This window comes from Malaciobacter marinus (genome assembly GCF_003544855.1).
In the GTDB taxonomy this organism is placed as follows: domain Bacteria; phylum Campylobacterota; class Campylobacteria; order Campylobacterales; family Arcobacteraceae; genus Malaciobacter; species Malaciobacter marinus.
This window is the reverse complement of record NZ_CP032101.1, coordinates 1,598,722-1,614,795: the sequence shown is the minus strand read 5'-3', so window position 1 is coordinate 1,614,795 and position 16,074 is coordinate 1,598,722. Positions and strand designations below refer to the sequence as shown.

1 protein-coding gene (only partly in view) is annotated in these 16,074 nt (G+C 30.7%); it reads left to right on the top strand.

The genetic code is table 11. The annotated features are described in order from the left end of the window. A protein-coding gene (locus tag AMRN_RS07940; protein WP_099311181.1) for a beta strand repeat-containing protein crosses the window boundary here: on the top strand, positions 1-16,074 show its 3' end. Its footprint begins 16,356 nt before the window's first position; 16,074 of the gene's 32,430 nt are visible here — the last part of the coding sequence; its start codon lies beyond the left edge, outside the window; its stop codon occupies positions 16,072-16,074.

Genomic DNA, 16,074 nt, shown 5'->3' with positions numbered 1-16,074 from the left:
GTTTCATACTCAAAAGCTAACTCATCAGTTAGTGTAGATTTAGGTTTAAATGGTATTTCACAAAATATAAGTGTAGAACAAGGAAATGATACTTTAACAGATATTGAAAATGTTATTGGAAGTGCTTATAATGATATATTCTACTCAAATGAGAATGCAAATAATAGTTTTGATGGAGGAATAACTGATAGTTTAGGTGGAGATACTGTTGATTACTCAAAACGTTTATTAGATAGTGATGATAAAATAGTTGCAAATTTAGAAACAAATAGTGTTCAAATAACAGATGATTTAGTTGTTACTGCAAATGATAGTTTAACATCTATTGAGAATATCACAGGTACAGCAGGGAATGATACAATAACAGGAAATAGTGATAAAAATACTTTAAAAGGTGAAGCTGGTGATGATATTATTGAAGGTGGAGCTGGAGATGACTATATAGATGGTGGAGTAGATAATCTAGGAGATACAGTCTATTATAATAATGCAACTTCTGGTGTTAATGTTGATTTAGGTATTGATGGAACTGCACAAACTGTGGGTGGAGGACAAGGTGTTGATACTTTAGTTGATATTGAACATGTAATAGGCTCTTCTTATGCAGATACATTTAAAGGAAACAATACTGAGTCAAATACTTTTGATGGTGGAAAAGATTTAGATTCAGGTATAGAAAATATCAATGATGAAAATGATACTGTTGATTACTCTAAGCTTACAAATAGTAGTGATAAAATTGTAGTTGATTTAAGTAATACAAATAAAGATAATGTAGCAGTAACAGTTGCAAATGTAGCACAAGGTAGCGATACTTTAATAAATATAGAAAATGTTATTGGTACAAGTGGAGATGATACATTTACTGGAAATAGTGATAGTAATAATCTTCAAGGTGGAGATGGAGATGATACTTTCTTTGTAAAAGATGCTTCATCAAGTAATGAAATTGATACTATTAATGGTGGAAATAATACAAGTGTTGGAGATACAGTAGATTTTAGTAAGGTAACAAACTATTATGTAGATGTAAATTTAAGTTCACAAGATTTACTTTTAAAAGACTCTTCTAATGTTGTAGTAAGAGATGATAATGTTTTAAATATTGAGAATATTACAGGTACTCAAAATGAAGATAAAATTATAGGAGATAGTTCTAAAAATATCCTAAAAGGAGAGGGCGGAACTGATACTATAAAAGGTGAAGCTGGTGATGATATTATTTATGGTTCAGATAATACAGATAATGCATTGTCTTCTACTGATTATGAACTTTTAGATGGTGGAGAAGATAATGATACTATTTATGGTGGAGCAGGAAATGACTCTATTTTAGGTGGAACAGGAGTTGGAGAAGATTCACTTTATGGAGAAGCAGGAAATGATATTATTAAAGGTGGAAGTGGTGTTGACTTTATTGATGGTGGAGATAATGACGATTATATAAATGGAGAAGCTGGAGTAGATGAATTAAGAGGTGGACTTGGAGCTGATGAGATATATGGTGGAACAGAAGGTGATACTATATATGGAGATAATATAGACTCTAATGATACTCAAACTTCAAATGATAATGATACTATTTTTGGAGAAGATGGTGTAGATTATATTTATGGTGGTTTTGGAGATGATACTTTAAGTGGTGGAGCAAATAATGACTATATTTATGGTGGTTTTTCACAAACTGAAGATTCAGGAACAAATGATACTGTAACTTATGAAAATGCAACAAACTCTGTAGTAGTTGATTTTGTTAATAATAAAGCAACAGGTGAAGGAACTGATGAATTGTATGGTATTGAAAATGCCATAGGTTCTAAATATGATGATACATTTATCTCAAAACTTACTGTATCAAATAGATTTGATGGTGGAGATGATGAAAGTGGTGAGATAAATGGAGATAGTATTAGTTATGAAGAAGTAAATGTTGATAGTACTGATGATAAAGTAGTAATTGACTTGTCAACTAGTGCAGATGCTCAAGGTTATTATAAAGCTGATATTTATCAAGATGGAGCAGTAGTTACAAGTGATTATTTGAAAAATATGGAGAATATCACAGGAACTAATGGAAATGATACTATTACAGGTGATGATGATAAAAACACCTTAGTTGGCTTAGATGGTGATGATACTTTAAGTGGACAAGGTGGGAATGATGTAATAAACGGAGGAGCTGGAAATGATACAGCTTCATTTATTGAAAAAAATGTAGCTGTTGAGGTAGATTTTAAAACAAATAAGGCTACAACTTCAACTGAAACTGATACTTTAATAGATATTGAAAATGCAATTGGTGGTAGTTCTTCTGATACTTTTAAAATGAATGAAGATAATAAAACTAATATCATAAATGGAGGAGATACAGCTCAAGAAGATACAGTATCTTATGAATATTATACTACAAATGGTGTAACTGTAAATCTAAGTACAACACAAGCTCAAACTGTTGTTGATAGTAGTGGAACTACTGATATTGATACTATTTTAAATATACAAAATATTATAGGTTCATCTAAAGATGATAAAGTCATTGGAAGCAGTGAAGATAACTCTATTATTTTAGGAAGTGGAAATGATACTTTTATTGCTGGAACTGATACAAATAATGATGGTATTTTAGAAAGTGGTGATGATGGAGTTGACTATTTTGATGGGGGAGTTGGCACATCAGATTGGGCAGATTATTCTGTAGTATTAGATGATTTAAACTCTTCTACAAATGGTATTGAAGTAACTTTAGATGGGGCAAATGAGGCTCAAGTAAATGTAAATGGACAAACAAGTAGTGATACTATATTAAACGTAGAACATATAAAAGGTACTCAAGATAGTGATAGTATTAAAGGTGATGTTCAAAATAACTCATTAGTTGGACAAGCAGGTAATGATATTTTAAGTGGTGAAGCTGGAATTGATAGACTACAAGGTGAAATAGGAGATGATACCTTACTTGGTGGAAGTGGAGATGACATCTTAGAAGGTGGAGATGGAAATGATACTTTAACAGGTGGAGTTGGAAGTGATAAAATATATGGTGGAACATATGATGATAATAGTTCAACTCATACTGATACTGGAAATGGAGTAGATACTGTTGATTATACAAATGCTTTAGAGTCTTTAACTATTGATTTAGATGTAAATGCCACTGGTGGATTAGATGCAAATGGTACAGAAGAAGGTCGTTCTGATGGTGCAATAGGAGACCAAGGTCAAGGTATTGATGAATTATATGGAATAGAGAATGTAATAGGTTCAAACTTTGCATCAGATACAATTTTTGGTAGTGATGAAGCTAATATTATTGAGTCTAAGGCTTATGATGATTATGTGGAAACAAGAGCTGGGAATGATACTGTATATGCTGGAAGTGGTGATGATACAATTGTTGCAACTAATGCAAATGATGGGGTTGATTATATTGATGGTTCTAGTGGTGTAGATACTATTGATTATAGTAAATTAAATGAGAGTATAAATCTTGATTTAAGTGGTGCAGCAAGTGTTGCTTTTGATGGAGGAGTTGTTAAGGATTCTTGGGAAGTTACAGTTTCTAATGGAGACAATGATGTTGTAAAAGATGTTGAAAATATTATTGGTTCTAGTGTTGATGATACAATTATAGGTAACTCAAAAGCAAATGAGATTCAAGGTAGTTTAGGTGCAGATTTCTTATCAGGTAATGGTGGAAATGATGAAATTTATGGATATAAAAAAGGCCAAAGTGAAACTACAATTGAATATGACACTGTAAGTTATGAGTATCTAACTTCAAAATCAGTTGATATTGATTTACAAGCAGGAACGGCTGTTGTAGATACTAATGATAAAGATAATTTATATTCAATAGAGAATGTAATTGGTGGTAACTCAAATGATAAAATAGCTGGTAGTGATGTAAAAAATATTTTACAAGGAAATAGTGGAGATGATAGCTTTATTAGTTCTTTATCAGATGATATTATTTATGGAGGAAAACTACAAACTGATGGTTCTCATATTGATACAAGTAATTCAGATACGATTGATTATAGTAATGAAATAAATGATAATAATAAAATATTTGTTGATTTAGGAACAACTTTAGCTGATGGCTCTTCACAAATAAAAGTCTCTTCCTCTTCTGATATGGATTTTACTACACCTAATTATACTGATAAAGTATATGGTATAGAAAATATTAATGGTACTAATAATAATGATACAATTTCAGGTAATGATGAGACTAATACTTTAGAAGGAAATGGTGGTTCTGATACTTTAAAAGGTGCTGGTGGAGCTGATAAACTTATTGGTGGAAGTGGCGATGATATGTTTATTATTGATAATACTGCTGATGCTACTGGTGATGAGATTATTGGTGGAGATAATTACGATACTGTAAATTATCAAGGCGTTGATCAAGGTATTACTGTAAATCTTGATGGAGTAACAACTGCAACTGTTGATATTGCTGGAAATACTCATACTTTAACACAAATTGAGTATGTAATTGGTACTGAATACAATGATGATATTACTGGTGATTTTAATCTAAATAAAATCCAAGGTATGGGTGGTGATGATACTATAAGTGGACAAGCTGGAAGTGATAAACTTTATGGTGGAGCTGATATTGCAAATAGTACAAACTCAGGAAATGATACTTTAGATGGAAAAGCGGGTGATGATACTATATATGCTGGAGATGGTGATGACAAACTTCTTGGTGGAGATGGTAAAGATATTTTATATGCTGAAGAAGGAGCAGATGAAATAAATGCCGAAAATGGCGATGATACTGTTTATGCTGGAAGTGGTGATGATGAAATAAATGGTGGTTTAGGTGCAGATACTATTTATGCAGGATTGGGTAATGATACTATTACTTTTGAACAAGCTGATAATAAACAAGATATAGTTTATGGAGGCGATGAATCTAATGATAGTGGTATTGATACAGTTGATTACTCTCAAGCAATTACAGGAATGACTGTAAATTTAGCAGAAGATAATGAAGAAGGAACAGCAACTTCTCAAGACCAAGGTACAGATAAACTTTATGGAATAGAAAATATTGTTGGTTCAAATCTAGGAAAAGATACTATTACTGGAAATAGTGAGAAAAATATTATTTCAGGTATGGGTGCAGATGATACTGTATATGCAAAAGAGGGTGAAGACACTATTTATGGTGGAGATAATAATGATTTACTATATGGTGGAGAAGGTAATGATAGTATTGATGGTCAAACAGGAAATGATACAGTTTATGGACAAGAAGGAGATGATACATTAACTGGAGGAAGTGGAGATGATATTTTTAAAGCTACATATACAACAGATATTTTTGATGGGAATGATAAAATAGATGGAGGAGAAGATAGTGATACTATTGATTATAGTGCAATAGTTGATGTTCAATACTATGCTAATATTGATTTAACTTCTCAAACAGCAAATATCTATGACTCTAATAATTCAAACACTATTGTAAAAAGTGATACTATTGTTTCAATAGAGAATGCAATTGGAACAAGTGGAGATGATACTTTTAGAGGAAATGATAGAGTAAACTCATTAAATGGTTCAACAGGAGTTGATACTGTACTTTATACATATGCTGCTTTAACAGCAGGAATTGTTGCAAACTTAGATGCACAAACAACAACTAAAGAAGTTAATGGAAATATTTTAACAGATACAATCACACAAATAGAAAATGTTGTTGGAACAGATTTTGATGATACTTTTATTACAAAATTAGATACTACAAATATTATTGATGCTTCAGAATCAAATACAAACTCTCAAGGTCTTGAATCAAGAGGAGATACTATTGATTATAGTTCAAATGGTGCAACAAAAATAGTAGTTGATTTAGACTCTATTGATACGCAAGATTACTCAACTGTAACAGTAAGTGGAATAAACTCTTCAAATGATAAGATAAAAGATATTGAAAATATTACAGGAACAGCAGGAAATGATACTATTTTAGGTAATGCTGATAATAATACTTTATTTGGAATGGCAGGAAATGACTCTTTAGATGGTAAAGCAGGAGTAGATTATATAGATGGTGGAGCAGGTGATGATACTATAACAGGTGGAAGCTCTGGCGATAGACTTTATGGAAGTTCTGGAAATGATATTTTTATTGATAATGATTTTACAGCAGATATTATTGATGGTGGAAATGAAGATGATAGTACAAGAGGTAGTGATACAGTAGATTATAGCTCATTAGATACTACATCAATGACTACAGGAGTTAATGTAACATTAAATGATTCAACAGTATCAACAGTTACAGTAAATAGTGATACTTCAAATCATACAATAGTAAATATAGAGAATATTTATGGAACAAATAAAGCAGATATAATCACAGGAGATAGTGGAAATAATACATTAAAAGGTAATCAAGGTACTGATTATATTGATGGAAGTTTAGGAAATGATGTAATTGATGGTGGAGATAATATATCAGGAACAGAGACTTTAATTGGTGGAAGTGGACTTGATACTATTTATGGAGATGATGGAGTTGATTATATTGAAGGTGGAGATGACAATGATATTATTTATGGAGATGATAAAAATAGTAGCGCAAGTTTAGTAAATGATGATACTTTAAGTGGTGGAGCAGGAGAAGATACACTATTTGGAGGTTATGGAGATGATACACTAATTGGTGGAGCAAATGATGATAAGCTTAAAGGTGGTGAAGGAAGTGATACTGCTGATTATAGTAATGAAAGTTCATCAATAAATGCAAATATATCTAACTCAATAGCTGTTGGAGCAAGTATTGGTATTGATACTTTTGAGTCAATAGAAAATATTACAGGTACTAATCTTGCTGTTGATGCTGATACAATAGTTGGTAATTCATTAAATAATACATTAAAAGGTTTAGCTGGGGATGATACTATTTCTGAACTTGCAGGAGAAGATGTTGTTGAAGGTGGAGCTGGTAATGACTATATAATTGCTGGGGCTGGAGATGATATTTTAAATGGTGATGATAATGATGATACAACACAAAATGGAACAAGTGATACTTTAGATTATAGTACTATTGCTATAAATGATGATACTTCTGATAATAGATATGTAGGAGATGAGGTAGCAAATGATTTATACAGTGGTATAGAAGTTGATTTAACAGTTTCATCTGCACAAAGAGTTCATAATGAATATGGAGTAGATACTATTACAAATATTGAAAATATTATAGGCTCTGATAAAAATGATTATATTAAAGGTAATAGTGATAATAATACTTTAGAAGGAAGAAGTGGAGATGATTATTTAGTTGGTCTTCAAGGTGCTGATAAAATAATAGGTGGAGCTGGAATTGATACAGCAAATTTTGAAGCAGGTACTGAAAATGTAATTATTGATATGACAAAGACACAAGTTGAAGGAAGTGAAGGCACTTATAGAGTTGAAAATGATGGCTTTGGTAATAAAGAGTTTTTAGATGGTGTTGAAAATATAATAAGTGGAGATAAAGACGATACTATTTATGCAGATAGTGCTTCAAATGATATTAAAACTGGAAGTGGAAATGATACTATTAGAGGTGGTGAAGGTGCCGATGTTATAGATGGTGGAGATGATATTGATACAGCAGATTTCTCAGATTTAGCTTTTGGTGTAACTGTTGATTTAGACTTAGATAATGATAGCTCAAATAGTGCAGAAGGAACAGCAACTTCAAATAGCAAAACAGATACTTTAAGAAATATTGAAAATGTAATAGGTACAGAAGCAAATGATAATATCATAGCAGATGAAAAAGATAATACACTAATTGGCTTAGGTGGAAATGATAGCTTTAAAGGTTTAGAAGGAAGTGATTATATTGATGGTGGAGAAGGAAATGATGATACTATTGATTTTTCTGATGGAACACAAGGTATAAAAGTTGATTTAACTGCTTCTCAAACTTTAGGAACACAATCTTCTTATAAAGTTCAAGATGATGGATATGGAAACCAAGAGTTTATCTCTGGAATTGAGAATATAGTTGGAACAAATTCAAAAGATATAATTATTGGAGATTCAAGTGATAATAAGTTTGAAGGTGGAGATGAGCAAGATACTCTTTATGGAAATGCTGGTTCTGATACTTTAATTGGTGGAGATGGAAGTGATACTTTTAGAGGTGGAACAGGTGATGATATTATTTATGGAAATAATGAAAATATTTCAAGTAAAGATTCAAGTAGAGATTTAGTTGATTATAGTAACTCTTCAACTGGTGTAAAAGTAAATCTATCTGAAACAAACTCAAATATAGACTTTTTTGAGGAGTCAATACTTAATCTAGCAACACAAACTTCTACAGGAGAAGGAGTTGATAGATTATATGATATACAAGATTTAAATGGTTCAAATCAAGAAGATATTTTAGCAGGAAATAGTGAATCAAATATCATAAAAGCAGGTGCTTCAAACGATACTATTATTGGTGCAGGTGGTGCTGATACTTTAATGGGAGAAGATGGTAATGATACTATTTTAGGTGGTTTAGACTCTGATACTATATATGGTGGAGATGAAACAACAGATACAGGAAATGATACTGTTGATTACTCTTATATTAAAAATGATAATGCTATTAATGTAAATTTATCAAGAGCAAACGACCAAGTTCAGCTTGTTACAGATGCAACTATAAGTGATACTTTAAATGGTATAGAAAACGTAAAAGGAACAAAAAATAGTGATATTATCAAAGGTGATGATGATATAAATAGTATAAATATTTTAGATGGATATAAAGCAGATGACTCATTTATCTCTTCAAAAGGTAGCGATACTATTTTAGGTGGTGAAGGTATTGATACAGTTGATTATAGTAATGTAGATTTAGCAAATGGTGGAAATGCTGTTATTGTTGATTTAGGTTTACAAGAAGCAACAGATGATGGTTATCAAAATGCTGGAGTTGCTGTAAAAGATAGATTAGAAAGTATTGAAAGAGTTATTGGAACAACAGGTGATGATAAACTTTATGGAGATAGCAATAGTAATACACTAATAGGAAATGCAGGAAATGATATTATCAACTCAAGAGAAGGTGATGATAGTATTAGTGGAGAAGCTGGAAATGATGAGTTAAAAGGTGGAACTGGAAAAGATATAATTTCAGGTGGAAGTGATGATGATACACTTTATGGTAATGAAGGTAATGATACTTTAAAAGGTGACTCAGGAGCTGATACACTTTATGGAGGTACTGGAAATGATACCTTTGAAGGTGGAAGTGATGTAGATACTTTAAGTTATACTAATTCAGATTCAGGAATTACTGTAACTTTAAATGAGGGTAATGGAGATTATGGTCTTATTTCAAGTACTACAGATGGTGAAGATACTTTAAATGATCATATAGAAATAATCAAAGGTTCAAACTATGCAGATGTAATTTCAGGGTTTAATGGAACTGCTCTTGCAGGAGAAAATTATAATGATACATTTTATGGTGAAAGTAACAATGATACTATAAATGGTGGAATTGGAGATGATAGTATTGATGGTGGAGCAGGAAATGATACTATTAATGGTCAAGCAGGAAATGATGTAATTGATGGAAGTAGTGGTACAGATACTCTTGATTTTAGTGATGCAAATAGTAGTGTAAAAGTATATCTTGGAAAAATAGATGACAATAAAAATACAGTTGCACATGAAGTTATGGATGATGGATTTGGAACACAAGATGATGTAACTGATATTGAGAATATTATAGGTTCAAATAATAATGATACTATTATGGGAACATCTTCAACAAATGATATTAAAGCTGGAAGTGGTGATGATACTATCATTGCAACAGATGGTGGAGATAGTATAGATGGTGGAACAAACAGTACAACTTCTGGTGGAGGAGATTGGTTAAGTTTTAAAGCTATTGATTCTAGTGTAACAGTTAGTATGCAAGATGGAACTATTTCTGGTGGATTAGGAAATACAACAATTTTGGATATTGAGAATATTTTTGGTTCAAAATTTGATGATAGTATTACAGGTGATGAGCATAATAACTCATTAGATGGATATGAAGGTAATGATATTATCATTGGTGCAGGTGGAAATGATGCTTTAAAAGGTGGAGCAGGAGATGATACTTTAAGAGGTGGAACTGGAATTGACTCATATGATGGTGGAGAAGATGAAGATATAATCGATTTTTATGATACTACTTCAAAAGTTATTGTTGATTTATCAAACTCAAAAGTAATTGATGATGGATATGGAAATGAAGAGAGTTCTATTGTAAATATTGAAAATATTGGTGGAACTTTAAATTATGCGGATACTTTAACAGGAAATAATAACAATAATAAGATTTTTGGATATGGAGGCGAAGATAAACTTTCAGGTTTAGGTGGAGTTGATACTATTTATGGTGGAGATAATAACGACATAATCTCAACTGGTGCAGGAGTTCAAGATATTGCTTTTGGTGATGCAGGAGTTGATACTTTAACAGGTGGACTTGATGGAGATATTTTAATAGGTGCAAATGCCATTGAAGATATAGAAGAAGATTGGATTGATTATAGTTCATCTAATAATGGAATTATTGTAAATTTAGATGAAACAATTGATGAAGCAAATGATAATGCTTTAGATGCAATTTTAGAAGAGACTTATTCAAAAGTTATAAATAGTAATGATTCAAATCAAGTAGATTACATAACACAAATTGAGAATATTAATGGCTCAAATAATGCTGATACTTTAGGTGGGAATAGTGAAGATAACTCAATTTTTGCAAATGGTGGAGATGATACACTTTACTTATCAGCTGGAGAAGATATTTTAAATGGTGGAACACATGTAAATGGTGATTGGCTAAGTTTAGAGTATTATACTAGCGGTAATATTGATTTACAAAGTGCTTGGGCTAATGATTCTCGTATTTATGATATAGAAAATGTAATTGATAATAGTGCAAATAATAGCCAAGTAGTAAGAGGAAGTAATATAGATAATACTTTTATTATGTATGGTGGAAATGATACTCTTGATGGTAGAGATGGAAATGACTTATATGATGCAGGTTTGGGTAATGATAGAATTTATGCAAATTATGGAAATGATACAATAATTGGTGCAGATGGAATAGATACACTTGATTATGATGGAGAGAATGGCTACTCAGGAGAAAATCAAGGTTCAGTAATAATCTTAAAGAATATTGATTTAAATGGTGATGGAGATACAAATGATAGTAATGAATCTATCTTAACATCATCTATAAATATTAATGGAATTGATTCTTTAAGTGATGGCACTTATGATTTTTATCAAGTTAAAGATGGTAGAGGTGCAACTGATTATTTATATAAAAATAGTGATGGAACAGTTGATATTGAAAATTTTGATTTGACTGATTATAAAGACATTATGAGTGCTGATGATAATAAAAATATTATTGACGCAGAAAATGGTAATGATACAATCTATGCAAATGGTGGAGATGATACTATTTATGGAGATAATGGAAATGATTACTTAAATGGTGGCTCTGGAAATGATGATATTAATGCTGGAAATGGAAATGATACAATCTATGCAGAATCAGGAAATGATGATTTAGATGGTGGCTCTGGAAATGATTATTTAGATGGTGGTTCTAATGATGATATTTTAAGAGGTGATACTGGAAATGATACTTTAATTGGTGGAACAGGAAATGATAGTTTATATGGAGGCTTAGACAGTGATACTTTAATTAGTGATGAAGGTGTTGATTTAATAAATGGTGGTTCAAATGCAGATGGTTTAGATGTTGATACACTACAATTTAAAGAAGGAACACAAGGAGTTGTTGTAAATATAAGTGATACTTCAATCTCTTATGATGGTGGGGTATTAAATTCAAATAGATTAATTGATTCTTTTTCTAATGAAGAGAGTGTAGTAAATATAGAGAATATTGAAGGTACTTCATATAATGATACTTTTGCTGGTAGTGTTGATATAAATAAAATCACTGGTGGAAGTGGAGATGATTATTTTTATGTTTCATTAGGAAATGACCAAATTATAGGTGGTTTAGGAGATGAAGATACTCTTGATTTTTCAATTATTGATACAGTAGATGGTGTTGCTGTTGATTTGCAAACACAAGATAATGCAGTATTTACAAACGCAGGAACACAATATAATCAAGCCTTAGTAAGTATTGAGAATGTTATAGGTTCTTCTAAAGATGATAAGATAACAGGTACAGATTCAAGTTCAAATGGTAATACATTAAAAGGGAATGCTGGTAATGATGAAATATATGGACTTGATGGAGATGATACTTTAGATGGTGGAGATGATAATGATACACTAATTGGTGGAAATGGAAATGATAGACTAATTGGTGGAGAGGGAAATGATACTATTGATTATACAGCTTCAAATGCTGGAGTAAAAGTAAACATAGATAATATAACTCAAGGTGGATTATCTGCAAATCAAGCAACAGGTGAGGGAACTGATAGTTTAAGTTCAATTGAGAATGTAATTGGAAGTAATTCAAATGATACTATTTATGGAAATGCAAATAGTAATACCTTAAGTGGTAATGCAAGTGATGATAAACTTTATGGTATGTCAGGAGTTGATACTTTAAATGGAGATGGTGGAGCTGATATATTAGATGGTGGAGTTGATAATGATGTATTAAATGGTGGCGATGGAAATGATATTTTCATTGCAAAATCTGGAGATGGAGATGATGAAATAAATGGTGGGAACAATACAGATATTGTTGATTATAGCTCTTTTTCTTCATCTTTAAATGTAACTTTAGATGCTTTGGGAAATGCAAATATAAATCTTGCAGGAAATGATACTTTAACAAGTATTGAAGGTTTTTATGGAACTTTAGCAAATGATAGTATTACAGGAAATGATGATAAAAATGTATTTGAAGGAAGAGATGGAGCTGATATTTTAACTGGAAATGGTGGAGATGATACTATTGATGGTGGCTCTGGAAATGATACTATTTATTCAGGAAGTGGAAATGATAAAATTATTGGTGGTACAGGAGAGGATTGGATTGATTACTCTATTAGTGATTTAGGTGCAAATACTTCATCAAATGTAAATTTAAGAACACAAACAGCAAGTGGAGATAATGGAAATGATGTTATTTCACAAGTTGAGCATGTAAAAGTAGGAAATGGTACAAATACTGTTGAAGGGAACTCTTTAAACAATTCACTTATAGCAGGAAACTCTAATAACGATACCTTAAGTTATAGTGGTGCTGCTTCTTCTGTTAGAGTTGATATAACAAATGGTACTTCAACAGGAGATGGAAATGATACTTTTGCAAACTTTGAGAACTATATTGGTTCAAATCAAGAAGATACATTTATAAATGATTCTATAGATAATCTTGAAATTGATGGTGGAAACTCAAATGATTTAGTTGATTATTCAACTGCAATAAATCAAAACCTAACTGTAACAATTGATGGAATAAATCCTACTACTGTTACAAATGGTACAAATAGTGATATATTAAAAAATATTGAGAGTATAAAAACTTCAAATGGTGATGACAATTTTATTTTAAGTTCAACACAAAATCTTGATATTTTAGATGCTCAAGAAGGAACTGATACTTTAACCTTAAGTAAAGATTTAGACTTATCAAATGTTACGTTATTGAATTTTGAAAAAATTGTAGTACAAGATGGGGATACTTTAACTTTAAGTGCAAGAGATTTAGATAATAAAGATATGCAAATAGAACTTCAAGGTGATGCAAACTTAATAGTTGAAGCAACATCAAATCCAAGTGAGCATGATTTTGCAAATATTTCAATTACAAAAGGAACTGGAACTGTAACTCTTGATGTAAAACAAGATGTTGATTTAAGTTCAAGAAACCTAGGAAATAATAACCTATTTGATGTTTTTGCTGTAAGTGCAGCTGTTACATTAATATTAAGTGAGGCACAAGCAGTTTCAAAAGTTATAAATGGTTCAGGAAGTGCAGTTATTGAAGTTGATTCTAATAGTTCAACAGATTTCAGTTCAATATTAAACTTAGATAATAGTATTAATGAAATAATAGAGTTTAGTTCAACTACTACTTTTACAGGAAACTTAGGTGATTCAAAAGTAAAAGTAGTAAATAATGCAGTATTAAATATAGATGCATCAAAAGTAACTAATAAAGAGTTTATAGGAGAAGGTTCTTTAAATATTACAAATCTTCATGCAACACCAGATGCAGATTTTTCATCTGTTTTAGGAAGTTTAAATGTAAATGCTTTCTCAAATGCTAATGTTGTTTATACTGGCAATTTAGAAAATGTAGATATTTTAACAATAGCAAATGGTACAACATTTACAACAGATGCTTCAGTTATAAGTGCAAAAATTGTAAATGGTGCTGGAACTTTAAGTGTTACAAATCTTGATGAGATGCTAAATACTAACTTTACAAATATAAATCCAGATACATTAAATGTAGATTGGTCAGGAACTGGTGTATATATTGGTAATTTAACTAATGTAGATAAATTGACAATTAGTTCAGGAACTATGAAGGTAGATGCAAATATTTTAAATAGTGCTACAACAATTACAAATAATTCAATTTTAAATATAAATAATTTAGAGTTAGCTACTTCAATGGATTTAACAAAAATAAGTGGAAATAATGCAAATGTAGATTGGTCAGGTACAGGAACATTTACAGGAAATTTAGGTAGTTCAAATTTAACAATTAGCAATGGAGTAATGACTATTTCTGATGGTGCAACTATAAATAGTGCGAACTCAATCATAGTAGATTCACAACTAATTGTAAATGCTAGTAAAATAGATGCTTCTACAATAAGTGGAAATGGAGTATTAACAGTAAATAATTTACAAGATGCTTTATCTATGGACTTTAGTGATTTAACAGTTGATACTATAAATGTAAACTGGTTGGGAACTGCAACTTATAGTGGAAACTTAACTAATGTTGATAGTATAAATATTAGTTCTGGAACAATGAGTTTAGATGATTCTATTTTAGGCAATACATCTGTAACAGGAAATGGAAATTTAATAGTAAATGCAGATGATTCTAGTTTAGACTTAAGTAATGTAAGTAGTACTTTAGGAACTGTTACTATAAATGATAGTGCATCAAATGTTACTATTCAAGGAAGTAGTAATAATGATATTTTAAATTTAAGTAGTGGTGATGATGTAGCAAATTTAGGTGCTGGAGATGATACTGTAAATGTAGGTATAAATAATCTTACATTAAATGATACTATAAATGCACAAGGTGGGAATGATAGTTTAAATATAACTAGTTCAGGAACAATTGATTCTGATGTTTTAACAAATGTAAGTGGTTTTGAGAATTTAAATCTATCAAATGGCAATGATATTATTTTATTTGATGATACAACACAGTTTAATGATTTTAATACAAACTTTAATAGTATAGATGCAAATGGTGGAAGTGATACTATTGAGTTTGATAATAGTTCAGTTAATGGAAATTTAGACTTTTCAAATCTAAGTAGTTTTGAAAATCTAAATCTTTCTAGTGCTTCAGATAATATTGTTTTAGACTTGGATGAACCAAGTAATATTGATGGAAAAGCTGGAGATGATAACTTCTCTTTAGATTTTAGTAATATTGGTAACTTTAATATTGAAGGTGGAGCTAATAGTGATACTATTTCATTAAGTGGTAATGGAATTGAAGTAACTAATGATTTAGATAAATTATTTGGAAACTTGGAAAACTTTAATGGTATTGAGAATATTGATATTTCATCACTTAATGGTGGAGCAGGCTTTAGTAGTGATTTAGATAAAGAGTTTGAGCTTACAAATAGTATGGTTGAAGATTGGTTAGGAAATTCAAGTGGTGATTTAAAACTTTCATTAACTAAAGAACAAGCTGAAAATTTAAGCTTCACAACTTCAGATTCACAAGAGCATAATAGTTCTGTTTCAGGAAGTGCTAACTCTATTGATGATGGTGGAGTTTATAATTTAGATGGTGACACTACTTTAACGATAGATTTAATAGATGTACCTTAG